Annotated in this window: 24 protein-coding genes; 1 reads left to right on the forward strand and 23 read right to left on the reverse strand. The window is 36.8% G+C overall.

Annotated elements, in window-relative coordinates; genetic code table 11:
* Window positions 1-84 precede the first annotated feature (84 nt).
* A complete protein-coding gene (gene helD / locus NSS74_RS18450; protein ID WP_159146325.1) occupies window positions 85-2421 on the forward strand; it encodes an RNA polymerase recycling motor HelD in 2337 nt (778 codons plus the stop codon).
* 6 nt (window positions 2422-2427) lie between these two features.
* Here the strand turns inward: helD and NSS74_RS18455 are convergent, their stop codons facing one another.
* From NSS74_RS18455 to NSS74_RS18565, 23 genes are all read right to left on the reverse strand, one after another.
* Window positions 2428-3654, reverse strand: coding sequence for an FtsW/RodA/SpoVE family cell cycle protein (locus tag NSS74_RS18455; protein WP_340814233.1), 1227 nt, complete (start codon window positions 3652-3654; stop codon window positions 2428-2430).
* Between the two features lie 52 nt (window positions 3655-3706).
* On the reverse strand, window positions 3707-4114 hold the full coding sequence (locus NSS74_RS18460) for a PadR family transcriptional regulator (RefSeq protein ID WP_002140719.1): 408 nt from the start codon (window positions 4112-4114) through the stop codon (window positions 3707-3709).
* A gap of 4 nt (window positions 4115-4118) precedes the next feature.
* Window positions 4119-4652, reverse strand: coding sequence for a sigma-70 family RNA polymerase sigma factor (locus NSS74_RS18465; protein ID WP_002140718.1), 534 nt, complete (start codon window positions 4650-4652; stop codon window positions 4119-4121).
* 586 nt (window positions 4653-5238) lie between these two features.
* Window positions 5239-6012, reverse strand: a complete 774-nt coding sequence (locus tag NSS74_RS18470) for a VanZ family protein (protein WP_002140717.1) — start codon at window positions 6010-6012, stop codon at window positions 5239-5241.
* A complete protein-coding gene (locus tag NSS74_RS18475; RefSeq protein WP_002140716.1) occupies window positions 6005-6337 on the reverse strand; it encodes a PadR family transcriptional regulator in 333 nt (110 codons plus the stop codon). Before NSS74_RS18475 ends, NSS74_RS18470 begins: the two co-directional genes overlap by 8 nt.
* A gap of 102 nt (window positions 6338-6439) precedes the next feature.
* Window positions 6440-8122, reverse strand: coding sequence for an aerobic glycerol-3-phosphate dehydrogenase (glpD, locus tag NSS74_RS18480; protein ID WP_002140714.1), 1683 nt, complete (start codon window positions 8120-8122; stop codon window positions 6440-6442).
* Window positions 8123-8255: 133 nt separating this feature from the next.
* Entirely contained in the window at window positions 8256-9746 is a 1491-nt protein-coding gene (gene glpK / locus NSS74_RS18485; RefSeq protein ID WP_002011107.1) for a glycerol kinase GlpK, read from the reverse strand.
* Window positions 9747-9758: 12 nt separating this feature from the next.
* A complete protein-coding gene (gene glpF / locus NSS74_RS18490; RefSeq protein ID WP_002030197.1) occupies window positions 9759-10580 on the reverse strand; it encodes a glycerol uptake facilitator protein GlpF in 822 nt (273 codons plus the stop codon).
* Window positions 10581-10807: 227 nt separating this feature from the next.
* Entirely contained in the window at window positions 10808-11368 is a 561-nt protein-coding gene (glpP, locus tag NSS74_RS18495) for a glycerol uptake operon antiterminator GlpP (protein ID WP_000394293.1), read from the reverse strand.
* Window positions 11369-11458: 90 nt separating this feature from the next.
* Complete coding sequence (locus NSS74_RS18500; protein ID WP_002087188.1) at window positions 11459-11908, reverse strand: helix-turn-helix domain-containing protein; 450 nt, start codon at window positions 11906-11908, stop codon at window positions 11459-11461.
* Window positions 11909-12119: 211 nt separating this feature from the next.
* The gene (locus NSS74_RS18505) at window positions 12120-12320 is read right to left on the reverse strand and encodes a sporulation YhaL family protein (protein WP_002087191.1); all 201 of its coding nucleotides are present in this window, start codon (window positions 12318-12320) and stop codon (window positions 12120-12122) included.
* A gap of 77 nt (window positions 12321-12397) precedes the next feature.
* Window positions 12398-13270, reverse strand: a complete 873-nt coding sequence (locus NSS74_RS18510) for an alpha/beta fold hydrolase (RefSeq protein ID WP_002140710.1) — start codon at window positions 13268-13270, stop codon at window positions 12398-12400.
* Between the two features lie 239 nt (window positions 13271-13509).
* The gene (locus tag NSS74_RS18515; RefSeq protein WP_002140709.1) at window positions 13510-13746 is read right to left on the reverse strand and encodes a Phr family secreted Rap phosphatase inhibitor; all 237 of its coding nucleotides are present in this window, start codon (window positions 13744-13746) and stop codon (window positions 13510-13512) included.
* Window positions 13746-14840, reverse strand: coding sequence for a response regulator aspartate phosphatase (locus tag NSS74_RS18520; protein WP_002140708.1), 1095 nt, complete (start codon window positions 14838-14840; stop codon window positions 13746-13748). Before NSS74_RS18520 ends, NSS74_RS18515 begins: the two co-directional genes overlap by 1 nt.
* A gap of 256 nt (window positions 14841-15096) precedes the next feature.
* Window positions 15097-16074: a ring-cleaving dioxygenase gene (locus NSS74_RS18525; protein ID WP_002140707.1), complete on the reverse strand. Its 978-nt coding sequence runs from the start codon at window positions 16072-16074 to the stop codon at window positions 15097-15099.
* Window positions 16075-16129: 55 nt separating this feature from the next.
* On the reverse strand, window positions 16130-17074 hold the full coding sequence (locus NSS74_RS18530; RefSeq protein ID WP_002140706.1) for a ring-cleaving dioxygenase: 945 nt from the start codon (window positions 17072-17074) through the stop codon (window positions 16130-16132).
* A 544-nt stretch (window positions 17075-17618) separates the two neighbouring features.
* Complete coding sequence (locus tag NSS74_RS18535) at window positions 17619-17873, reverse strand: hypothetical protein (RefSeq protein WP_080019750.1); 255 nt, start codon at window positions 17871-17873, stop codon at window positions 17619-17621.
* 34 nt (window positions 17874-17907) lie between these two features.
* On the reverse strand, window positions 17908-18165 hold the full coding sequence (locus NSS74_RS18540) for a hypothetical protein (RefSeq protein WP_000974349.1): 258 nt from the start codon (window positions 18163-18165) through the stop codon (window positions 17908-17910).
* Window positions 18166-18183: 18 nt separating this feature from the next.
* On the reverse strand, window positions 18184-19185 hold the full coding sequence (locus tag NSS74_RS18545) for a WXG100 family type VII secretion target (protein ID WP_002140705.1): 1002 nt from the start codon (window positions 19183-19185) through the stop codon (window positions 18184-18186).
* A 411-nt stretch (window positions 19186-19596) separates the two neighbouring features.
* Window positions 19597-19929, reverse strand: a complete 333-nt coding sequence (locus tag NSS74_RS18550; protein WP_002140702.1) for a DUF2185 domain-containing protein — start codon at window positions 19927-19929, stop codon at window positions 19597-19599.
* A gap of 164 nt (window positions 19930-20093) precedes the next feature.
* Window positions 20094-21038, reverse strand: coding sequence for a 3'-5' exoribonuclease YhaM (yhaM, locus tag NSS74_RS18555; protein WP_002011096.1), 945 nt, complete (start codon window positions 21036-21038; stop codon window positions 20094-20096).
* Between the two features lie 41 nt (window positions 21039-21079).
* The gene (locus NSS74_RS18560) at window positions 21080-24004 is read right to left on the reverse strand and encodes an ATP-binding protein (protein ID WP_002140700.1); all 2925 of its coding nucleotides are present in this window, start codon (window positions 24002-24004) and stop codon (window positions 21080-21082) included.
* Window positions 24001-25242 carry a metallophosphoesterase family protein gene (locus NSS74_RS18565; protein WP_002140698.1) on the reverse strand — a complete coding sequence of 414 codons (1242 nt, stop codon included), beginning with the start codon at window positions 25240-25242 and terminating at the stop codon, window positions 24001-24003. The genes NSS74_RS18560 and NSS74_RS18565 overlap by 4 nt, the downstream gene beginning before the upstream one ends.
* Window positions 25243-25373 lie beyond the last annotated feature (131 nt).

Raw genomic sequence — 25373 nt, forward strand, 5'->3', positions numbered from 1 at the left:
AATGTATTTATCCGTATCTTAATTGTACACCAAAACACATCTACAGTCAACCTCTATTTTTCACTTTTAAAGGAGTGCTTACGTATGAACAAAAAACTTGATCAAGAGCAAAAACGATTGGATAACGTAATAGAAACGATTACGGAGCAAATTGATAAACTGGAAAGCGAAACTGGCAGACGCCGGGCAGAAGTAATCAACATTCGTAAACACTTCTGGGATGATGTTAAAGTTAACACTGATACTTTTGACGATTATCTTGAAACAGTTATCAACTTAAGACAACAAGCTCAGTCACTAGCCGTAACACAAATCACCCATAAGCACACCTTTAATCGACTTGCCGCACTACGCCGTATGCATAAAGCACCTTACTTCGGACGAATTGATTTCAAAGAAGAAGGAGAAATTGGTGCAGAACAAATTTATATCGGCGTTGCTACACTTACCGATGCAAGCGGAGAAAACTTTCTTATATACGATTGGCGCGCACCTATTTCAAGTGTTTACTACGATTATCCGCCAGGACCGGCTGAGTACAGTACACCAGGAGGCGTAATCCGCGGTAATGTGGAGAAAAAATTGCAATATATTATTCAGAATGGCGAGATTGATTCAATGTTCGATACGAGCCTCACAATTGGCGATGAAATTCTGCAACAAGCGCTCGGAAAAGGAACAAACAAACATATGCAAAGTATCGTTGCTACTATCCAGCGCGAGCAAAATGAAATTATCCGTCACGATGAAGGGCGACTACTTATCGTTCAAGGAGCTGCTGGTAGCGGTAAAACGTCAGCTGCCCTGCAGCGAATCGCCTACTTACTATATAAATATCGCGAATGGCTAAAAGCAGATCAAATCATTCTCTTCTCCCCTAACTCCATGTTCAACAGCTACGTATCTAACGTACTGCCAGAACTCGGTGAAGAGAATATGCAGCAAGTTACATTCCAAGAATATTTAAACCATAGACTAAGTAAGTCATTTGATGTTGAGGATCCTTACGAGCAATTAGAATATATGCTAACTGAAACGAATAGCGCAAATTATAAAACTCGAAATGCGAGCATTCGATTTAAAGCATCTACTCAATTTTTCGAGATGATTAGAGCATACAGACAATCTCTTGAATCTTCAGGCATGCTATTTAGAGGAATGAAATTTAGAGGAAAACTGATTGCCTCTGCTAAAGAAATTACAGAGCAATTTTATAATACTGATTCCTCCCTCCGCTTCCATAATAGAATCGAGAAGTTAACGGATTGGCTAAACAAACAAATAGACACAATTGAAAAAACAGAACTGAAAAAGCCTTGGGTAGAAGAAGAAATTGAACTACTTAGTAAAGATGAATATCAAAAAGCTTATAAATACTTACAGAAAAAAGGCGAGTTTGATGACAACTCCTTTAATGATTATGAAAAAGAAACGAAAGTACTCGGTCGTATGATTGTCCGTAAAAAATTAAAACCGTTACGTAAAGGCGTTCAAACGCTACGTTTTATCAATTTTACAGGCATATATAAACAACTCTTCACAGATGCATCATGGGTTACTGGCGAAAAGCCTAAAGAATGGGACGAAATTTGCTCATTAACTGTGAACATGCTTGATGAAGGAAAGCTACATTACGAGGATGCGACTCCATTTTTACTTTTAAAAGAATTAATTGAAGGCTTCCAAACGAACAGATCAATTAAACACGTACTTGTAGACGAAGCACAAGATTATTCTCCGTTTCAGTTCGAGTTTTTAAAACGTCTCTTCCCTGCCGCAAAAATGACTGTACTCGGAGACTTTAACCAAGCGATATTTGCCCATGCGAGTGAAGCAGTGAATTTCAATACGCTTACTAGCTTATACGGACCAGATGAAACGAACGGCATCAACTTAACTCGTAGCTATCGCTCAACAAAACCGATTATTGAATTTACACGTGCTCTCGTACCAGAAGGAGAGAACATTCACGCCTTTGAACGTGACGGCGAGAAACCTACAGTGACTAAAGCTTCTGATTACAGCGAACTGCATGATCGTATCACTTCTAAAGTTGCTGAACTACAAAAACAACAGCACAATACGATCGCAATTATATGTAAATCCGCAGCTGAAAGTGCCGCTGCCTACGAAGCACTCAGTCATATCGAGAATATTAAACTTGTGAAAAGTAACTCAGCCGAGTACGAGCAAGGCATCGTCGTTATCCCTGCTTATTTAGCGAAGGGTATCGAATTTGATGCTGTCATTATTTACGATGCTTCTAAAGATGTGTACAGTGATGAAAGCCTACGTAGATTGTTCTACACTGCTTGTACACGCGCAATGCATGAATTGCAGCTTTATAGCGTTGGTGAGGTTAGTCCTTTTGTAACAGGGGCTGCTTCGGAGAGTTTTGAATGTATAACGAAAACACCTTGATTTTTATCAAGGTGTTTTTTTCATTCTAAATGAAATATCTTTACGCCGATATACACTTAGCACGATCCCCATTAAAAGCGCATGAAATAAAGTTGGTGTTACTCCATAACTAATAAAAGGTAATGATATAGAAGCAATCGGTAATAATCCTACGATCATGCCAACGTTATAAATGAACTGGACTACAAAAAGAGTCATTCCTCCAACGAGAAGCAATTTACCATACCGATCATTTATTTTATAAGATATGATTACTAACCTCGCTACAAAAAGAGAAAGAATTAAAACAAGGACCAAGGCAAGGAAATACCCGTAATAGTAAGTCAAACTTGCAAACACAAAATCAGTATCTGGAGCAGGGATGAACTTTGTATCTCCAGATGTACCAAACCAACCTGCTGACGACATTACCTCTTTTAAACGTACATACATAAAGCCTGCGCCCCCTGCATCACGCTCTGGGTTTAAATATCCTAAAAATCTATCCAAATGATATCCTGTTACTGAAGACCAGGAAAAGGATACCCTTATAATCAATAAACAAATTGGTACAATTGTAATAATCAATGCTTTTTTCTTTCCTAACTTACTCCACCAAAGCATAACAAATATCATCGTGATATAAATAAAAATTGTTGAAAGGGTTGATACAATGAAGAATAAATACAAAGAAAATAAATACAAAACCACGAGATGTATAACCTTTAACCTACCGTTATTGAAAAAAGAAGCCCAAGCTAGAAAAAAGAACGGCACTGCCATTAAGCAGTCAATTGCAATGGGACCAATTTTTATTAACGGTTCGCCAGCCATCGAAGCGTTTGGAAAACAGTATAGCATTAACAGGATAAGTACTCCGATTGTATAAAACAGCCATCCGAGTCTTTCTAACTTCCGATAATCAATCAGCATCATCCCAAGAGCTGCTACAACACCGAGAATAACAAATATCAACTTATTCATTATTACATCATTCGTATATCCAAAAGCTAAAACTGGCAAAAACCCTAACCCCATAGCAGCCACTAACAAAATAATTAAGAACCAATCAACCTTTGGTTTATGAAGTTTGTTAAGTTCCCGGCCAAGTTTAATTGGACTTCCCATTTGTTCAACAGCTTTGTCTTCAGCAACTTCCTTACTTAACCCTTTATCCATCCACATATTTTTCGCTTGCTTCAAGTGAAAATCTAGTTCAGTAGCGACGAAGCTCTTTGCTTCTTTTGATTTAATATGAGTAGTAACTTCTTTTAAAAAACGCTCCCCTTTTTTATTTAATTTCGCATCACTCCTGTACTAATCCTTTTAATATAAATCGCGCCTTCGTAGAATCTTTTTCTGCCTTTCGTAGCATCTTTCTTCCTTTATCATTTAATTGATAATATTTAGCTCCTGAATGATCCCAACTTGATTGGATAAAACGATTCTGTTCTAGACGATGTAATACAGTATATAAAAACCCTTCATTTCCTTCGAATTTTCGAATCCCTCTCCCCCGCAGTAACTGCATCAGTTCATATCCTGTTTTTTCATTACCGAGAAGTTGCAAAACTGCTAAAAGGATATCTTCTTCCTTTTCGTTTGATGCATTGATTTTTTCACGCACCTGCTTTCGATGCTGATCAGAAAAACTCAAATGTTTAAAAGTTGTATTCTCCATTGATTTTCGTAGGCCTTTTAATCGATCTTCCATTTGATTATTCCTCCAATCCTTTCTTCAAAAGCTCCTTAGCTTTTTTCAGTCTCGTTTTTATCGTGTTTTCCTTCACTTCTATTACAGTAGCAATATCTTTAATTGGTAATTCTTCATAATAAAAGAGATAAATGACTTCTCGATATTTTATCGGTAAATTCATTACTGCAGAAGCGAGCTCACGGTCCTCTGCATTTTGAATAACAGTTTGCTCAACACTTTCTTTTTGGCTCCCAATATACGTAAAGTCATCCTCTGTAACAATGACTTTTTTGTTATACCAACTTTTTATATAGTCCTTACAATGATTAATGGCAATTCTCCACAACCATGTTTTTAAGTTCGACTTCCCTTTATATGTATGAAGAGATTTATAGCATTTCACAAATATATCTTGCGTTAAATCCTCCGCAACCTCTTTATTATTCACATATGAATACACAAGTTGTAAGACCTCTTGTCCATACTTGTTCATTATTTCGTCGATAAGGTCCTCCTTATCTTCTATTTCAAACGCTTCTACCGTTAATTCATCCACATCATTTCCTCCTTCCCATATATTAGACGACGCACTGTATGGAAAAGTTTTATAAATTCATAAAAAAATACGGCTGGCAATATCCATACCGTTTTTTGAAACTTTAATTTTTCTTTGCTAAGAGTAAATTTTTTATTTTACTAACGTTCATTTAATAGAAGTTGCTGATTTGAAAAAAATTCTACAAGATGGATTTTTTTACAAATCAGCAACTTTTATTATAATACAACACTCTATCGTTAAAATTTTAGCGCATTCATAATAAAACAAAAACCACCTAAAGGCTCCTCCTTCAGGTGGTTCTCTATTTTACGCTAACGCAGCTGCCTGCTCTTGTTGATCTACAGGAATTACAGCATCTGTTAATGCTTTTTCTAGCTCGGCTGTGTATTTCATTTCGACGCTCTCATCTTCTATAGCACCAATAAAGACGGATTATGCAGCAGTTTCATAACAGTATGAATAAACAACTAACAACATCTATTACGAGTATAAAAAATCGGCTCAATACATAATACCTATGTTTTCAGTGATACTCTATTACCACCGAACTAAATTTATATAATTTTAACTACATGATAGCAAGTTAATTTTCAAATATCTTCTTTCGCATAACCCTAAATTTATTATCCATTTGTATCATGCTTATAAATAAAAGATATCCTATCGATGCACCGATCATATTTATAGCAATCCGCCACACATCAAAAACATCAGATAAAGTTAGTAAATGTAATAACTCCCAAGCAAGAAAGGCCATAACATACCACTTACAAGCTTTCTTATAGTTAGTCACTTTGTTAATCAACACTGGAACGAAAAATCCAAATGGAACTAACAATATTATATGTTGTAAAACGATTAACCAATAAGTTGAGTTTCCCCATAGACCCGGATGCGCAATAAAATCTTTAATTTGCCAAAGTGTTATTCCAAAAAGTTGCAACAGCGTTTCTAAGTCAGATATATGTAAAAATTGCTGCCAAAATTCAATAGGACGATAGACAGTTCCACCTGTCAAACTACGAACAGAGTCAAATGTAGAAGTTGAAATAAATGTTCCTAAAAAGACAATAAAACAAATGATTATATAAGGAATACATAAAATTTTTGATAATACCTTTAATAGCCTAGGAACTTCGTATACCGATTGATTAATCCCTAAGCCAATAACTTTTGATTCTCCAAAACTTTGAATCGCTTTATAAATCGCTTCTTTTTCATTCATACCTTGTTCCATATATTCTTCTTTCAAGCTGTTCAAATGATCATACATTTCTAGAAATAGCTCATCCTGTTCAATATTACTAAGTTCTGAATAAGCTAAAATAGACTTAATATACTCATCAAATTCACTCATAAATAACTCCTTTCTGACAAGCTTGAATTAATAATGTTACACGCTCCCAAGAGTTCACTTTCTTCTGCAATTCTTTTTTCCCTTTACCTGTAATAGTATAAAATTTCCTTTTCATCCCATTCTCAGATTGATTCCAATAAGATTCAAGAAACTCCTTTTTTTCTAATCGCTTTAAAGCTGGATACAAAGTTCCCTGCCCCATACTATACAAATCTTCACTTGCATCCTTTAAACTTTGAGCTATTTCATATCCATATGTATCACGTTTTGCAATGATAGAAAGTAATAAAATATCTATACTTCCCTTCAAGATTTCTTTGTCCAACAATACCACCTCCTTATATACATCGTATAACAACATATGTCGTTATGCAACATAGTTAGAAAAATAACCCATAAAAAAACCACCTAAAGGTGGTTTTCTATTTTATGCTAACGCAGCCGCCTGCTCTTGTTGATCTACAGGAATTACAGCATCGCTTAATGCTTTTTCTAATTCAGCTGTGTATTTCATTTGCTCTTCTTTGCTCCAGCCTAGTTTCGCAGCCATGTAGTTGATCACTGCTTCTTTCCACTCGTATACCCAGTGGATGTTGAAGAATACAGCGCCTCTGCGGCGTACGAAGAAGTCAACTGGTTTCGCTGTCATTTCGTAATCCATTGCGTATACAAGCGGGATTAGAACGTCTAGCGGCATGTTGTATTCTTTCGCTTCGTCTTTATGTTTTTTCGCTAAGTCAAACAGTACGTCAACGTTAGAGCCATAGAATTTCGCGAATTTTTCCGCTTGTGCTGTCGTTAAACCATATTTCGTACCTTCGCCTGCTTTTTTCGCAACAAATGCCGGGAATCCGTGTGAACCACTTACATGACCACCAGAGATTGGCATATGTTTCGTATCGCTCTTCTTATATGCGCTATGGCCTTCTTTTTGTAATAGATTCGTTACGTAGTCTACTACCATTTCAGCCATTTTGCGGTATCCTGTTAATTTACCGCCCGCGATTGTAATTAAACCAGATTCAGAAGTCCAAATTTCATCTTTACGAGAAATTTCAGATGCATTCTTACCTTCTTCATAAATTAGCGGACGTACACCAGCCCAGCTTGATTCCACATCTTTTTCTGTAATTTTCACGCTTGGGAACATGTAATTAATCGCATTAATGATATATGTGCGATCTTCTGTTGTCATGTGCGGTACAGCTGCGTCTTTATCATAGAACGTATCTGTTGTACCTACGTACGTTTTTCCTTCGCGAGGAATCGCGAACACCATACGTTTATCTGGTGTATCAAAGTAAATTGCTTGCCCTAATGGGAAACGTTTTTGGTCAATTACTAAATGCACACCTTTTGATAACTGAAGTACTTTCCCTTTTTTAGAGTTATCTTTTTCACGAAGTGTATCTACCCAAGGACCAGCTGCGTTTACAATTTTCTTACCGTAAACTTCATACACTTCTCCGTCTAGTAAATCGATTACACGTACACCGCATACTTTTCCATCTTTATATAAGAAACTGTCTACTTTTGCGTAGTTAACAGCTTTCGCACCATGTTCAATCGCTTCTTTCATTACTTCAATTGTAAGACGCGCATCGTCTGTACGATATTCTACGTAGTAACCGCCGCCTTTTAATCCTTCTTGTTTTACAAGAGGCTCTTTATTTAGCGTTTCTTCACGGCTAAACATCTTTCTGCGCTCGCTTCGTTTTACACCTGCTAAGAAGTCGTATACACGAAGACCAATTGATGTACTGAATGACCCGAACGTGCCGCCTGTATGGAACGGAAGTAACATCCACTCCGGTGTTGTTACATGGGGACCGTTCTCATATACGATCGCACGCTCTTTCCCCACCTCTGCTACCATTTTCACTTCAAGTTGTTTTAAATAACGTAAACCGCCGTGTACAAGTTTCGTTGAACGACTTGATGTACCTGCTGCAAAGTCCTGCATTTCAAACACAATCGTTGATAAACCGCGTGTTGCCCCATCTAATGCAATACCAGAACCAGTAATACCTCCACCAATTACGATCACATCTAACTCTTGTTTATTTACTCCATTTAATACGTCTTTACGTTGTTTACTTGAAAATTTCATGGTAATTCCTCCCTTTGATAACGAAAAAAGAGACCACAAGCTCCGCTATAGATTTCGCCTCTATAGCGTGTTGTGGTCTCTCCAAATCTCCTACCGAATTATTAACTTGTCATCATTATAACACTGTTTATGATTATTTGAAAGCTTTAGTTGCTTCAATTGCTTTTTTCCATCCAGCATATAGCTCTTCGCTTGTTTCCGCTTCCATCGTTGGTTCAAAGCGTTTGTCCATATGCCACTGTGCTTTAATTTCATCTTGGTTTTTCCAGTATCCAACCGCAAGACCAGCTAAGTATGCTGCACCTAAAGCTGTCGTTTCATTGATCACTGGACGCTCTACAGGAACGTCTAAAATATCACTTTGGAACTTCATTAAGAAGTTATTTTTAACTGCTCCGCCATCAACGCGTAATGTGTTCAGTTCAATACCTGAATCTGCTTCCATTGCGCATAGTACATCTTTCGTTTGGTATGCTAAAGATTCTAGCGTTGCACGAATGAAATGCTCTTTCGTCGTACCGCGTGTTACACCAAACATAGCGCCGCGTACTTCACTATCCCAATACGGTGTACCTAGTCCTACGAATGCCGGTACTATGTATACACCTTCAGTTGATTCAACACGGCTAGCGTACACTTCGCTCTCGCTCGCATCTTTAAACATACGCAGTCCGTCACGTAACCACTGAATTGCAGAACCAGCTACGAAAATACTTCCTTCTAATGCGTAATTCACTTTACCATCTAAACCCCATGCAATTGTTGTTAATAGGCCATGCTCAGAAGCTACTGCTTTTTCGCCTGTGTTCATTAACATGAAACAACCAGTTCCGTAAGTGTTCTTCGCCATACCTTCACCGAAACAAGCTTGTCCAAATAATGCTGCTTGCTGGTCACCAGCTACACCTGCGATCGGTACATTTTGACCGAAGAAGTGATAATCAATTGTTTCTCCATATATTTCAGATGATTGACGTACTTCTGGAAGCATGCTCTTTGGTACTGTTAACATGTCTAGAAGCTCATCATCCCACTGTAAGTCGTGAATGTTAAACATTAATGTGCGTGATGCATTTGAGTAATCTGTTATGTGCGCTTTACCGCCAGACAATTTCCATACAAGCCATGTATCAATTGTTCCGAATAATAACTCGCCGTTTTCTGCTTTTTCTCTTGCACCTTCAACGTTATCTAAAATCCATTTTACTTTCGTACCAGAGAAGTATGCATCAATTAAAAGACCTGTTTTTTCGCGAACCATCTCGCTATAACCTTTTTCTTTTAACTCATCACAAATTTCAACTGTTTGACGAGATTGCCATACGATTGCGTTATAAATTGGTTTTCCAGTCGTTTTATCCCATACAACCGCTGTTTCACGTTGGTTCGTAATACCGATACCAGCGATTTGTTCTGGCTTCACATCTGCTTCACTTAAGCAAGTTGCGATAACTGCTAAAATAGATCCCCAAATTTCTTGTGCATTATGCTCAACCCAGCCTGGCTTTGGAAAATGTTGTGTAAACTCTTTTTGAGCTGAATGAACGATTTTTCCTTCTTTATTGAAAAGAATTGCGCGTGAGCTTGTTGTTCCTTGGTCTAATGAAAGAATATATTTTTTCATATCAGTTTCCCCCTATGCTACTTTTCTACTATTTGTAGTAGCTCCACTTTTTTTACTTGTCATATAAGAGATTGCTAGTACAATCACAGTTGTAATAATCACATAAATAAGTGCTGAATTTTGTTTTCCTTCAAATACAACTTGATGGAATAATCCTGCAAGTGATCCACCTAAAATTGGACCAACTACTGGGATCCATGCATACTTCCAGTTTGAACCGCCCTTTCCTGCAATCGGAAGGAAGAAGTGTGCAATACGCGGACCTAAATCACGAGCCGGGTTGATTGCGTATCCTGTTGTTCCACCTAATGATAAACCAATACTTACAATTAAGAAACCTACGATAAATGGATTTAAACCATCTGCAAATTTATTTGCTCCAATTGCTAATATACCAAATACTAAAACGAATGTTCCAATCATTTCACTTAAAAGGTTTGTAAATGTGTTCGGAATTGCTGGACCTGTTGCAAATACACCTAACTTTGTTCCTGGATCTTCTGTTTCTTTCCAGTGTGGTAAGTAATGTAAATATACAAGAACTGCCCCGATAATTGCCCCAATCATTTGTGCTGCGATATACATAGGTACATCACTCCATGGGAACGCTCCCTTAAAAGCAAGTCCTATCGTTAAAGCCGGATTCAAATGTGCCCCACTAATTGATCCAACTGCATACGCTGCCATAGCAACCGCTAGACCCCAACCCATTGTAATTACAATCCAACCAGAATCTTTCGCAAACGATTTCTTTAAACTTACACCAGCGCAAACACCGCCACCAAGTAAGATTAACAACGCAGTCCCTATTAATTCCCCTAAAAATGCTGACATAAAATCCCTCCACAATCAATTTAAATGCTTTCGAAAAGTGATAGAGGTAAAATGAATGGCCATTCGTTTTTTTCAAAAGAAAAAGATCCACAGCTTACATGCTTCTATATAATATATATAGAAACAATAAAATGTGGATCTCTTCTTTTCTCCGTCACGTTTATTAACTTGTCTATAATGTTAACCCTTAATGAAAGCGGTGTCAACAGAATTTTTTCACATTTTCGTCACTTTTTTTGGTAATGTTTCCATAGTTCTTTTTTCGATGTCGTAATTGCTGTCGCACCAGCATTTAACGCTCTTTCAACGTCTTCTACCGTTCGAATAAAACCACCTGCTAAAATTGGTACACCTGTACGCTCTTTCACCTCAGCAATGACACCCGTTAACGCACCAGGAAGCACCTCTATATAATCCGGCTTCGTCTTTTCTAGCAAATTACAGCTCTTTTCCATTGCGCTAGAATCAATTAAAAAGATGCGTTGAATGGAGACGACACCTTTTTGCTTGGCCTTCATAATTACGCTCGCCTTTGTCGATAATAACCCGTACGGTTTATATTCTTGGCATAAAAACTCCGTCGCATGCCCATCACTTTGTAATCCATGGATCAAATCCACATGTAAAAATACTTTTTTATTATGCTGCTTCGCGAGCGACACAACACTCTTCAATTGACCGACATGAATATCTAAAATAACAATATACTCATACGAACTATGTAATAGCTTCTCCAAATCTTTAATTTGCCTCACTGCCGGCAAAATCTTTTGCTCATGAAATTCCATTCTAAACGTCCCCTTCCTATCTATCCTTTATAGTACACAATTTGGGTGAAAAGAACAGCTAGTGTAGGGGATTTCTTACAAATCTTTCTCTTATCTATATATTTTCTTCAACTTATCAGAAACCGTACCACCTATAATCATTAATAGGAGCGGTAAAAAATTCATTACATATGGTGCATCTGCGACAATTGTAATGCTTGCTCCGGCAAACTTATTTAACGCCCATACAACGATTTTTGTAATAAATAAAAATACGCCCATCATAAATAGACTATCGAAAAACACCTTCCATTTCGGATACGCTAATTGCTTACTATCCTCAATTACTTTTTGCGTCAATTCCTCATCACTCCTTAGCAACTCATCAATCGTAATACCGAACAGATCACTTAAATGAATAATAATTTCAATACTCGGGTAGTTCTTCCCCGTCTCCCATTTCGAAACAGACTGCCTACTTACATGAATTTTTTCAGCCAAATCATTTTGCGACCAATTTCTTTTTTCCCTTTCTTCTTTTAAACGTTCACTAAAAATCATACTGTGTTTATCACCTCTCTATGTCTAGTATGGTCAAATAAATGATGAAGAGTAAAGCTAGTTATCGTTGCGTAACCTGTGCAACTTGTGCGTTACAGCGTAATGCACGCTATGTATCATGTCGATTTCATATGCTTTTCTTCTATAATAATTTCCCGAACAATAAAAAGAAGAGAAATAAAATCCATTTCTCTTCTTCAAACTTTTTCTATTAAAGCAATACCGAATCTTTATCACTATCCTGATTCCGCTTCTCTCGCTCTTCTTCTAAACGCTTCATATATACTTCGCCTTCTTTTTCGATAAAATCATTATCCATCTCTTGCTCTTTTTTCGAAGTATATAAAACCATGTAGCCACTCAATACGATCCCAATGATTACAAGATAAATCCACCATGGTAAAGTTTCCACTTTCGTTCATCCCTTTCCTTAGACAAGCCTTATTAGTTTCACTTTATGAGGAAAGAAGTGGATTTATGCTTAAAATTTTATTGTGGATTCTTCGCGAAGAACGCTTGTACATATTCCATAAACTCTATTGGTTCCTGGCGAAACGGTGCGTGGTATCCTTTTTCAATGATATGGAACGTACTATTTGCAAATAGCTCATGATACAGTTCACCATTTTTCCAAGAAACACTCTTATCGTGTCGTCCCCATATAATTAAAGTCGGTACCTTAATTTTATCTGCTTCCATCGCAATGCGGCGCTCTCTCATTTTCGTAAGCTGATCATAATGCTCTTTATCATCGCGACTATTTTTCACTTCATTTTTATTATAATCCGTAATCTCTGTTACAGTTTGTAAGTCTGTCGATAGTGGCGGCACTTCATAACTTTCTTTTTGCTGGAAAGACTCTATTCCTGTAGAATCCGCTAAAACGAGATGCGTTACTGCATCCGGATATAAATATGCTAAATTTAGAGACATCTCTCCGCCCATCGAATGACCAAGTACTGCGAATTGATCGTATCCGAGTTTCTTCATTAACTTATAATATAAATTCACTTGCGTGGGAAACGAATACTGAAAATCAATTGGTTTAGAAGAACGCCCAAACCCTAAAATATCAACCGCAATAATCGTATGATCCTTTACAAGTTCCGGATAAATATCATTAAACCCATCTGAAGAACCACCGAACCCGTGAAGCATAAGTAAAGGCGGTTTCCCCTCACCAATTTGCTTAAAATAAATCGTCTGCCCATCAATCTGCGCCATACTCTCTTTCGTATTCAGCCTCATCATCACAGTATTTTTCACTTCTTCAACCTTCGCAATCGGCTTATCAACGAAGTTACATACTATTAATAAAACAAGAACAATACCGCTAATCATATAAAACTTAAACCGTTTCAAAATCCCCGTCTCCTTTCTCATGTTGCTATTTAAAGTTTTTACATTATTTGGTTGTTTTATGTTCTTTTTTAATTGTAACCACTTCAGTTACAATTATATTAAAAAAATATAACTCATTTCTATTAATGATGGTTATTTTGTAACTATTATAGTTACACATTTAAAGTAAGTCAATTCTTTTCTCTACGTGGCCTAATAACAAAGAAAAGGACTTCCTGTTGAAGTCCTTTTCTTTGTTATTATAGTTGGCTTACTCCGCCGCCGTCGCCTCTATTATCTGCGGGTGCTCCGCCATCGCCTTTATTGAAGTTGGCTGGCGCTCCTCCACCGTCCCCAATACTTACATAGTCTGGTCTTGCTGGTGCTCCTCCGTCACCAATATTAACTGCTTGCTGTGTAGTAGTAGAAAAATTAAATCCAAATGAAAGAACCCCTGCAAAAATTAACCCTTTTGCTATTACGCCTACTTTTTTCATTATTTCAACGCCCCTTTTTTTAAATGTTTTTTCTGTGCTTGGTTATTTATATAAAAATATTTACTTGCCTTTACATGGTTTTCTTCTTTATAAAATTGCATAGCTAAAATCTCAGTATATTCTTGAATACACTCCAACAAGCCTTCTTTCTCAAAATATGAAATCCCATTTAAAATAGTGGATTCTAATGATACACTAGACGTCTTTTGATTCATTTCCTTTAAAATTACAAAACGGTGCTGAAATTCTTTATTTTGTATCTTATTACATATATCTAATCCTTCTTCAATTAATTCAGCGGCAGTATCGATTTGTCCAATTTTGTAATATTCACGTGCTAATACAAACATTGCTTTGAAATGTTTTGGATTACTTTTTATTACTTCTACTAAATGGCGAATTGCTAAACTCGAAAGGTTTTGATTTGCATATAACCATGCTAAATTATGACGAACCATTGTAATAAATCTTTTATTATCTATCTTTTGAAATACATCTAATGCCAAATCAAACTTCTCTTCGGCTTGCTCATATTGCTTTAAATCAATACAAGCCATTGCAAAAATATTCTCACATAAAGCAATACAAGCTTCATAACCAGGATGTTTTTCATATTCATTTTTTGCTAAACGTATTTGATCAATCGCCATCAATGGTTTATACGTTTGATAAGATAGATATGCAAATCTATAATTAAATTCAGCATGTTCCAACGAAGATGTTATATGTTTAAGTAATTTTCCAGCCTCTTCAAAGTGATTTTGTGACTCAATGTAATTTGATATATACATTGCATGAATGCCTTTGAATAGGTGATAATAATGTGTTAAAAGTGCGTCATCAGGAATTATAAGGGCATCAATTTCATCAAAACTATTCCCTGTAATACTCAAACTATCAATTAGCACATGATAACGGAATTTTAATAATGCGTGATAAAATGCTGCATACTGATCTTCTTTAATATAAATAATCTTGGACTCTATTTCTTCATTTAGTGCTTTTGCTTTAACCACATCTTGTTTTAACATTGAATGATACCAATCACCCAATAAGTGTTTCATTTGCTCCTTCGTTACTACATTTGTTCCCATACCTTCGCATCCCCTTTTCTCCAAACTTACAAAATTAGGATATTTATACAATTATCTAAATTGTATATTATCACCTCTTTTCTATGTATTGAAAAATAATTATCAGAAAATTTATAATTTAAAATAATCATACCAAATATTTCTATTTTAAAAACTTGAGAAACATTTGTCAGAAAATTTTATAGACCAAATAAAAAAGCAAGCAGTTCCAGCGATTCGCTAAAACTACTTGCTCTCCTACCTACTATCTCTATTTTTACTCTTTAATAAATTCCTTCGTACTTCTCACCGTATCAATTGGACGAACTAATTTTTCAATTTCTTCACGTTTTGGCTCTAAGAACGGAGGTAAAGATAATTTTTCACCAAGTGTTTCGTATGGCTCATCTCCCATAAAACCAGGGCCATCTGTTGCAAATTCAAATAAGATTTGTGGTGCAACCCTTGCGTATAATGACTCAAAGAAATGACGATTTACATATCCAGATGAAGGAAGTCCAACTCGACTTAGTCGCTCAATCCACTCTTCTAATACAGCTCGATCCTCTACGCGGAATGCTGCATGATGCACTGTACCAAAACCTTGCTGTGCTTCAGGAAGAACTGTATTATGTTCTACAATGGCAGAAGCACCGTTTCCACCTTCGTTTACTTCAAATAAATAGAATTCGCCTTCTTGAGCAATCTCTTTGAATAATAGAACTTTTTCTAGCACTTCTTTGAAATAGTTAAAGTTTGCGATGCGAATGAATACAGGTCCTAAGCCAGTAATTGCATATTCTAATGGCACTGGCCCGTTTTGCCATGGTGTACCTGATTCTATCCCTTTATCCAATTCATCTGAAATTAATTGATAGTGTTGATCGTCAAAATCAACGAAAGAAAGAGTTTTCTTACCAAATTGCTCTTTAATTCCTGTATGTTCCACTTCAAGACGGTCAAAACGTTTCACCCAATATGCTAATGCTACATCAGTTGGAACGCGGAATGAAGTTTTTGAAATTTCATTTGTACCGTGTACTCCTTTTGGAACACCTGGGAAATCAAAGAATGTCATATCTGTTCCTGCACTACCTTTATCATCTGCGAAGAATAAATGATACGTTTGAATATCATCTTGGTTTACTGTTTTTTTAACTAAACGCATTCCTAAAACGTGAGTGAAAAATTCATAGTTCTTTTCTGCACTACTTGTAATCGCTGTAACGTGGTGTATTCCTTTTAATTGGTTCATTTTATATTCCTCCAATAGTTTTCATTTATATGTTAAAGTTGTATTTTTTCTTCTATTACTTCTCTTCAATCGGAGCTAAATTCGCTTCAATTTCTGCTCGCTGATTTTCTAAGAACGGTGGTAAATCAAGTTTTTCTCCTAAATGTTCCACATCTCCATCAACTGTAAATCCTGGTCCATCTGTCGCAATTTCAAACAGGATTCCATTTGATTCACGGAAATATAAGCTTTTAAAGTAGAAACGGTCGATAATTCCTGAAGAATGGAAACCTCTTTGCTTCACCTGTTCTTCCCAATAGGCAAGCTCTATATCGTTTTTCACACGAATCGCTAAATGGTGAATACTACCGCGGCCCGGCTTTTCAGTAGGACCATCTAAATATTTCACAACGATTTCTCCAAAAGCCTCTCCTTTAATGGACTGAAAAATTGCTTCCTCTTCGCTGCGGCTAACCTCTTTATAACCGAACATCTCTGTAAGTGTACTCGCCATTTTATCAAGTCTACGAACTGTCATTTCCACAGAACCCATTCCTTGAATTTGATGTTCAGCAGGAACTTCTGATTTCTCCCAAGTTTCCCAGTGCTCTACTTTTTCTCCGTTTGAAACGAGTAGTACTAAGCGAAGACCTTCAGCATCCTCAAATTGCAAAGCAGGACGATTTGCATATGTTGTCATTTCACTATGTTTCACACCAAATTGCTCAAATCGTTCTTTCCAGTAATGTAAACTTTCCTCTGAAGGAACGAGTAACCCAATTCGAGTAATGGCATTCGTACCGCGATATGTTTTTCCTACTAAAGGAATTTCAAAAAACGATAGCTCCGTACCTGGACTTCCTGTTTTATCTCCATAAAATAAGTGATACATTGATGGATCATCTTGGTTTACTGTCATTTTCACGCGACGTAAACCAAGTACGCTTTTATAAAAATGGTTATTCTCACTTCCGTTTTTTGTAACCATTGAAATGTGATGATGCCCTTTAATTTCATACATTGATAATTCCTCCGTTTCATTTTACTAGTCAAGTGATACATAAAAAATAATATTTCCAACAAATAATATGGTTATTAACTTTTCAATTTATGCTCATTATGTTTTTATAGCTTAGTCGTATTTTTTTACTGAATAAGCTGCACTGAATCCATTTATAAATTACTTTGTTTTGTATACCGAAAGCAACTGAGTGTATGTTTTTCATATGACTCAATCGCTTTCGTTACTATCACTTTACACCTCAAGTGATTAGAAAGCAAGTGAAAAATCTCGAATTTGAGATATTTTTTAGTTGAACAACATTTTTGGCTAGAGAATGGTTTGGTAAATATAAAAAACATTAGTGGAGAAAAGAACCGTCAATCTTGATTAAAGTTGCAACGTCATCAGCAAAACATCATCAAACCAGGAGCTTTCTCACCTATGAAACATCAGATGGGCAAATTAATGAAATGAAAGGGTACCTTGATCGTAGTGGTTGGTGATATGAGGTTAAGTAAAATACGAGCTGTCATGTTGGACGACTTTTTTTATGTTCGTTTAATTATGCTTCATACGTCATGCTATCTGGAAATTCCTCGTTCTTTCTAAGACATCGTACAATCCTAGTACACGCACAATTAAAATAATGTTCTCTCATATTTAATGAATCCACTGGAGCTTGCTCTATGTCATAAAACATTCGTTCCTTTTTATTATAGTGCATCTTACCTATTTTAGCGGGTGATTCAGAAGGATAGTAATGAAGTCTATGTATTATTAGCCTAGTAACAGTATGAAAAAGAAACCGGCTCTTTATTTGAGCCGGTTTTTTTATATCTTTGTTTGTGATGCTATACTCCGTATGTCATTTCTTCCAAAAATTCTCCGCCATTTCTCAGGCATATTACTATCCTAGAAATCGCACAATTAAAATAATGCTTTCTTGTTCCGATTGATTCTTCTGGAACAGGTTCTAAATCATAAAACATTTCCTCTTTTTTATGAAAATACATTTTCCCAACTTTTTCTGGTGATTCAGATGGATAATATTGATATACAACTATCTCCTCATCTTCAAATTCTTTATTCATTGTTATATGGATTGCCATAGTGTATCTCCTCCATTTTTATTCTGCATCTATATCAGGTATTTTCCAAGGGCGACCGGATCTTAAAGTTGCATCATGTGCTGTTTTATAATCAGTTTTAAAAATCCCTTCAAATCGAGATTCGAATATTTCATGTCTAATTAACTCCATATCATTTGATAAAAACCCTCCACTTTCAAGACGTTTCCATCCTTGTGCTATTGGATAATCCGGATGAAATCTACCGATCCCTAATTCTCGTAAATCATGTTCTTTAAAAAATACATGTTCTTTCGCTCTTCTTATATGTCTTTCATTTATTCCTGTATTTTTAGCTATAGCCTGAACATCTGTAGTGGAATTTCTAATTCCTTCATAGGATTTTATTGCATCCTCTTCTCGTCTAAGCCATTCGTTTAGGGAAATATTACCGTTTCGTCCGCCGGAATTAATGTAAACTGAGCGATCTACTTTTGATGCTTTTTTAGCTGTATCAGCGGCCTCAGCCGCCTTTGCAGTCATTTTAACACCTTTTCCTACTTTGGCAATCTTTCCAACTGGTGTAAGACCAGCTACCGCCATTCCACCAGCAAAGATTCTATCCCAAGTGGAAAGTTTTTCGCCAGTAGATGGATCAATACCATCCCAAGCACGACGAACATCGTATTCACCACTGACTTCACCGGCAATATCTCTAGCTAATTTTTTACCATCAAAGCCTTTCTCTTCAGAAGATGGTTTACCGCACATTGCACCTTCTTCCATTGTAACATCTTGATCATCCGCATTGCGAAATTTTTCAGCGATTCGTTTCAAATCTTCTTCTACTTGTATAATTGAATTGATAGATGTAAAAGCTTTTGGTCTCGCATCATTGAACATTTGAACGAATTGTTGATTAGAGGCACCAATCCATTGAAAACACAAATGATCAATTTCATTACATAAATTATTATGTATAGATTCTAATGCGATTCGGGTATTACTTGCACGATTAGCAACTTCTTCTAGCATTTCAGGTGTCACTTTGATTTGAACCATTTCTTTCCTCCCTTTCCCCAATTAAAATTATGAGATAAAAAGAAAAAAATGTAAATACGAAAATTTTAGATTAGTATAACAATTTTTGTGTGAAATAAAATCTGCTTAATTGCAAATAGAACCTATGTGTATGTGCAATTAAATTAATAAAATAAAAGGGCATCCCCAAACGGAAATGCCCTTTTATTTCAGGTTTAAATTACACCCATTCCTTTTAACATATCAATTAAACTAGTATAGAAGTATTCACATGCTTCTGTCTCAGAATTAAATGTCTTAAGATTACTCTTTGTTCCTCGCTCACTATAATATTTTACATTCTTTTCGAAGATATTTAATGAACTCACACTTGGTAAATTTACAGCTCCTCGAACCATTTTACCTTGTTGCCTTTAGATCTTCGTATTCTCATCAAACTTCTTTACCAGTTAAATTATCAACAAATCTTATTTTTCCCTTTTCAGAAACTAATTGTAAATCACTACCTATTGGTAGTTCGTATATTCCCAGAATGGCCGGTTCAATATTTGCTACAGTATTAAAATCACATACCACTAAATTATCAGGATTATTAATGTAATCATCATCATCAATTTCTGAAAAAAATCTCCAACCATTATCTACTGCATCTATTGATTGCTCTCTCAATATCCATTTCAATTTTCCTGTTTCATTTATTATATTTTTTGAAACAATACAGGCCCCAGCTTTTTCAATAAATTCAATAGGCTCTTTTTGATTCATATTTTTCCATCCTTTCAATTAAACTTGATCTATATGGGAATTTTCTAGCGTATTCAATAGCTGAAAATCCTGTACTATCTTTTTAACTATTTCATTTAATTTTTCATAAAGAAAACAGCCTCACTAAGCTCTTAACACTTAATGAGGCCATTCTATTTACACTTTTAATTATGGAACGTCGGCTTATAGAACGAACGGTTATCAAGCGCAAAGACACGCTCAGTGTATTCACCTGGTTTTGTACGTCCTAATGCGCGGTCCATCATGTTCATTTTTGCATCTAAGTTATCGATGTAGTGCAGAATTTCTGCTTCTTTCACTAATGGTGGTTTTGGGCTACCCCATTCTGCTTTTCCGTGATGGGAAAGGACGATGTGCTGAAGGATTAATACTTCCTCTGCATCGATTTGTAGTTCGTCTGCTGCTTTACCAATTTCGTTCACCATGATAGAAATATGGCCTAGTAAATTTCCTTCTAACGTATACGTCGTAGAAATTGGGCCAGATAGTTCGAATACTTTACCAAGGTCGTGTAAAATAACGCCCGCATATAGTAAGTCTTTATCTAACGATGGGTATAGAGCTGATATAGCTTTCGCTAAATCTAACATCGATACAACGTGATAAGCTAGTCCAGATACAAACTCGTGATGGTTCTTTGTCGCTGCTGGATATTCTAAAAATTCGTTTTGATGCTTATTTAACAAATGTCTTGTTAGACGCTGTATGTTCGGGTTTCTCATTTCAAATATGTATTGCGTAATTTTCTCAACCATATCTTCTTTTTTTATTGGAGCTTTTTCTACAAAGTCTGAGATGTCTGTTACTTCATTCTCATTCGCAACACGAATTTGTTTCACACGTAATTGAATACGTCCTTTATAGTTTAGAATATCTCCAGCTACTTTAACGATTGTTTCCGCTACATATTGTTTCTCAACTTCTGGCGATACGTCCCATAGCTTTGCTTCAATATCTCCACTTGGATCTTGTAAGATTACTGTTAAAAACGGCTTGCCATTGCTTGCGAGACCTTTTGTCGCTGTTTTAATTAACAAGAAAACATCGACTTGTTCACCAACTTCATATTCTACAATTTTCTTTTTCATTCGAATTCCTCCACCAAATCAGTTACTTTTAGTATAGCATACTACAACTCATTTTCTTTACGCTTACGTGTTAATTTTATAATCTCATTTTCTGTAAAATACGTTAATAAATGCGCATGGCATGTAAAGAAGATAACTTGTCTATCTTTCGCAATTTCTTTTATAAGTTCAATCGTTCGATTCGTCCTTACCGCGTCAAAATGTACGAAGCTATCATCAATAATAAATGGATAGTCATGCTCAAACGTTTTCGCTAGCGCGAATCGCAATGATAAATATAACTGCTCCGCTGTCGCTTGGCTTAGTTCATGACTGTAAAAACGCATACCATCGTTACGTTCGACAATGAACGGTTCCGCTTCTGACGGTGAGAATATTTTACTATATCTCCCGCCTGTTAAATACACGAAATACTCTTCGGATTTTTGTAAAATACGCGGAAGATGCACTTCATGATAATACTGCTTCGTTTTCGTTAGCACTGTCTTTGCGGCCGCATATGCAGCCCACTTCTTCACTTGTTCACGCACTTGCGCTTTTTTCATTTCCCACTCATGTAGCAAATCACCATACGTACTGCCTTCTTCTAAATTCGCAATTTCTATTCGATGCTTCGCAATACGCTCTGTCAGTTCTTTCTCTTGCGCCAGACAGCTTTGCGCGGCTGTAATTTCTTGCTTTAATTTTTCATCATAACCGTCAGCCTCATAATGCTCAGCTAATGACAAACTCGTTAAGCGCTGTTCTAACAAATCAATTTGAGGTAATAAACGCCCCACTTGCTTATCCGCGTCTTCACGTTTCTCTGCCAATTTTCCTGCTTCTAAAAACATCTCTTCATCTGTAGATTCTGCGATATGCCATAACCCATCTCGCTCTACTAGTAGTTGTTTTAATTGCTCTTGCATGAACTCATATTCTTCTTGCCATTCCACCAGCTTCTCTTTCAGCTGCTTACAAGTTTGGCGCTTCTCTTTTTCATTTTGCATACGACTTTGCGCCTCATACAAATTACTATACTCTTTACTACCGATAACAGTTTCTAGTTTATGCTCAAAGTGCGAAATCATTTCATACAATGAAGATTTCCGCTTACTTTGCTTCTCTAAATCACGATATAATTGCTGCATTTTTTCAATACGCTCAAACGCTGGCAACATGTGCGCATATGTAAAAAATTCAGGGAACATATAGCGCGTTTTATACGCACCTACTTGTTCTCCTATTTGGAAAGTTTCTCTCTCCCATTCTTCATAAGATGAAACGACTTTATCATAAGCACGTTCCATTTGCTGCAACTTATACGACTCACGCTCAAATAGCTTACGAATCTCTTCATCTTTTTCTAACTGATAACGAACAGACATCGCTTCTTCACTTTGACGCCCGCCAGCACTTTGCTGAAGAGTAAGAAGCTCTTCTTGTAATCCACCCGAAGGATCTTTATATAAAACGAGTGCTAAAACAATCCCTACAAACACAATCACACTAATAAATAACAGCACGCGGTTATCTATAAATAGACTCGTGAATAAAACAAGCGTGTTAATAAGAAGTAACAGAAGACAAATTCTTTGCCACTGTTTTTTCTTTTGCTGAGCTGCCCCTGCTTTTTCCTCATACTTGCGCTTCATTCTCTCTGCGCCCATTCCTAAAAATGCCGCATCCTGAAATGATTTTTCTTTCTCAACTAACGTATTTTTTTCTTCATCAGCTAACATTTGCTGGCTGATTTGTCTTATATTTTCTTCTTGCTCTTCTAATTGCTCCTGAGCCGTTTTAAAACGTTCATCTAGTTGTGCTTTTTGCGATTCTAATTCACGCGCCTTTTGCACAGTTTGCATAATTAATTCTTTCGTCGCTAAACTTATATCAAACGAAAGAACAGTCTCTTGTTCAAAAGTAGCGCCAATTTGTTGCTGTAGTTCTGCGATTTCTTCTTTTATATTCGCAATACTTCCCGTCATATCACGCATTTCTTGGCGTGCATTTTCATAAGACATATGCTGCATACGAAGTTCTTCTACGTAACTTTCTTTTTGTAAAAATGCTTCATCTATTTCTGTGGAATCAATTTCTGATTGCACTGTTTCTATCTTTTTTTGAAGTGAATCTACTTGTACTTGGAGCGGTTCTATCTTTGCCTTTACCGCCTCATAGCGCGCCATTCCGTTTACAGGAAACTGCCCGTTCTCGTTTTCTAACACTTTCTCGTGCGTACTCTTTTCAATAACGAGAGGCTCAAGCGCCGCTAATATTTCATAGTCTTGCTTTCGTCTTTCGGCTGACTCTTTTTCCGCACGAACAGAAGCAAGTTTCTCTTCACTTTCTTTTAACTGCTCGACTTGTTTTTCATACGTGCCAATTTTCCCTTGCCATTCTTTCATCTTTTCCTCAATTTTCTTCATCTCTTGCAGTGACACGTTAATTTCAGGATTACGACCACTCGGCTTAAAGCGCTGATTCATTTCTTTTTCTAATTTTTTATCTAACTGCAATAACGCATCACTTCCGACTGCGCTGGCCGAAAATAAATAATTGCCGATATCCGCTTCGCCGAGCTGATGAATATTTTGAAGACCATGCATATCAAATGAAAAAACAGAATCAAATAAGCTTTCATTCACACCGCTTAATATATCGTTTAAAATATCTTCGCCGCCAGTTTTCCCGCCTTCAAAATAAACGGTCACCGCGCCTACTGCCGTCTTTGGCAATCGTTCAATTTTCAAACGGCCGTACTTCTCTGTTTGAACAGTGACCGCTCCGCCGTACTTCCCGCCTTCTTTCGGCTCATAACGGCGCTGTCCTCTCGTCGGAAAACCGAATAAAATACTTTTCATAAACGAGCGAATTGTCGATTTCCCCGCTTCATTTTCACCGTACAGTACCGTCAGCATTGACAGATCCATTTCCACATTTTCTAGTTTTCCATAGCCATAAATATGGAGTTTTTCAATTCTCATTTTTTATCCCTCTCTTGCTGGAATAATTGCTCTAAAATAATATTTTCCGCTTCCTTTTGAATCTCTTTCTTCTCTTCTTCCGTAAAAGCTTCAATGCTATTACGCGCTACAGGAGATGTCCAAATGGTGCGCAACACTCCGTCCATATTTGTGAAAGCTTCTAACTCTTTCAGCACACTACCGACGAAATGATTTTCTTCTTTCAAACGTTCAATTTCCGCAAAAGAAACCGTCTCGTTTTTCCACTTCATCGCATATACAAAGTCTTTTCGCTCTTCTCCCGCTGCTAAAATATGAAAAATCTCTTCCACGCGCTTGTCTTCACGCAAATAAGGAGCAAGTGGTCCCTGTCCTGTAAATATGACAGTTAAAAGCGTACCTTCCTCTTCTCTTCTGCATTCATTCATCGCACTTGACGCGCTCGTCATAAGATCATCAACAGTTTCAAGTCCATCAATATTCACTTCTATCTCATCCCACACAACATCCGCCGTATGGAAAAATGAACACTGCGATCCTTGTTTCGTGAGTTCAATAAGGTACGCACCCTTCTCGCCCGTCTCCTTACGATGACGCCCTTGTATATTACCTGGATAAATAATGTACGGCTCTTCTGATAAAATTTCACGTTTATGTATATGGCCAAGAGCCCAATAATCAAACTGCTTTTCCTTCAGCTCACGAATTTGAAACGGTGCATAGCGATTATGTTCTGCATCCCCTTCCACACTTCCGTGAAGCATTCCAATATGAAAAGGCGCATCACTCATTTTCGTATACTGCACTGTCATATTATCCGTTACCGCTTGCTGCAAATAACTAAACCCGTAAATAGAAGCTACAAGCTCACCATTTTTATAAAATGACTTCTCTTCCACATAAGGCTCCGTAAACACATGAACATTTTCCGGAAACTCAATTGCTGCCCAGCTTCCCCCTAAATGATCATGGTTACCGTGAATAATAAAAACAGGGATATCATACTGCGACAGTCTCTTCATTTGCTCACGCACAAACACTTGCGCCCTCAAACTTCTCGTCTCCGCATCATACAAATCCCCGGCTAGTAATACGAAATCAACGCGCTCTTGAATCACTTTATCAACAATACGCTCGAACGATTCAAACGTACTCTGCTTCATTCTCTCCCAAACAGACTGTGGTACATTCATTTCCATCCCTTTAAACGGACTATCCAAATGCAAATCAGCCGCATGTATAAACTTCACTTGTTTCACAAATAACGATCCTTTCTATAGTTCAAAAGTTTCATCTTATCCGCATGAACACAAACAATAAATGCTCAATTGGCGAAAACTAGTAATAAGCAGGAAATAAAAAATCCCCCACTGATTAAAGTTTCACCTTA

It is taken from the genome of Bacillus sp. FSL E2-8868 (assembly GCF_038005505.1).
GTDB classification, from domain to species: domain Bacteria; phylum Bacillota; class Bacilli; order Bacillales; family Bacillaceae_G; genus Bacillus_A; species Bacillus_A mycoides.

Excerpts from the sequence above, each read along its gene's own strand:
- NSS74_RS18530 (WP_002140706.1), bottom strand. The coding sequence starts at position 17,074 with ATGTATGAAATTAAAGGGCATCATCACATTTCAATGGTTACAAAAAAC.
- NSS74_RS18540 (WP_000974349.1), bottom strand. The coding sequence starts at position 18,165 with ATGGCAATCCATATAACAATGAATAAAGAATTTGAAGATGAGGAGATA.
- NSS74_RS18500 (WP_002087188.1), bottom strand. The coding sequence starts at position 11,908 with ATGATTTTTAGTGAACGTTTAAAAGAAGAAAGGGAAAAAAGAAATTGG.
- NSS74_RS18550 (WP_002140702.1), bottom strand. The coding sequence starts at position 19,929 with ATGAATCAAAAAGAGCCTATTGAATTTATTGAAAAAGCTGGGGCCTGT.
- NSS74_RS18545 (WP_002140705.1), bottom strand. The coding sequence starts at position 19,185 with ATGGTTCAAATCAAAGTGACACCTGAAATGCTAGAAGAAGTTGCTAAT.
- glpK (WP_002011107.1), bottom strand. The coding sequence starts at position 9,746 with ATGAAAAAATATATTCTTTCATTAGACCAAGGAACAACAAGCTCACGC.
- NSS74_RS18560 (WP_002140700.1), bottom strand. The coding sequence starts at position 24,004 with ATGAGAATTGAAAAACTCCATATTTATGGCTATGGAAAACTAGAAAAT.
- NSS74_RS18520 (WP_002140708.1), bottom strand. The coding sequence starts at position 14,840 with ATGGGAACAAATGTAGTAACGAAGGAGCAAATGAAACACTTATTGGGT.
- NSS74_RS18525 (WP_002140707.1), bottom strand. The coding sequence starts at position 16,074 with ATGAACCAATTAAAAGGAATACACCACGTTACAGCGATTACAAGTAGT.
- NSS74_RS18515 (WP_002140709.1), bottom strand. The coding sequence starts at position 13,746 with ATGAAAAAAGTAGGCGTAATAGCAAAAGGGTTAATTTTTGCAGGGGTT.
- helD (WP_159146325.1), top strand. The coding sequence starts at position 85 with ATGAACAAAAAACTTGATCAAGAGCAAAAACGATTGGATAACGTAATA.
- NSS74_RS18470 (WP_002140717.1), bottom strand. The coding sequence starts at position 6,012 with ATGAGTGAATTTGATGAGTATATTAAGTCTATTTTAGCTTATTCAGAA.
- glpF (WP_002030197.1), bottom strand. The coding sequence starts at position 10,580 with ATGTCAGCATTTTTAGGGGAATTAATAGGGACTGCGTTGTTAATCTTA.
- yhaM (WP_002011096.1), bottom strand. The coding sequence starts at position 21,038 with ATGAAAAAGAAAATTGTAGAATATGAAGTTGGTGAACAAGTCGATGTT.
- NSS74_RS18460 (WP_002140719.1), bottom strand. The coding sequence starts at position 4,114 with ATGGAAGATCGATTAAAAGGCCTACGAAAATCAATGGAGAATACAACT.
- glpD (WP_002140714.1), bottom strand. The coding sequence starts at position 8,122 with ATGAAATTTTCAAGTAAACAACGTAAAGACGTATTAAATGGAGTAAAT.
- glpP (WP_000394293.1), bottom strand. The coding sequence starts at position 11,368 with ATGGAATTTCATGAGCAAAAGATTTTGCCGGCAGTGAGGCAAATTAAA.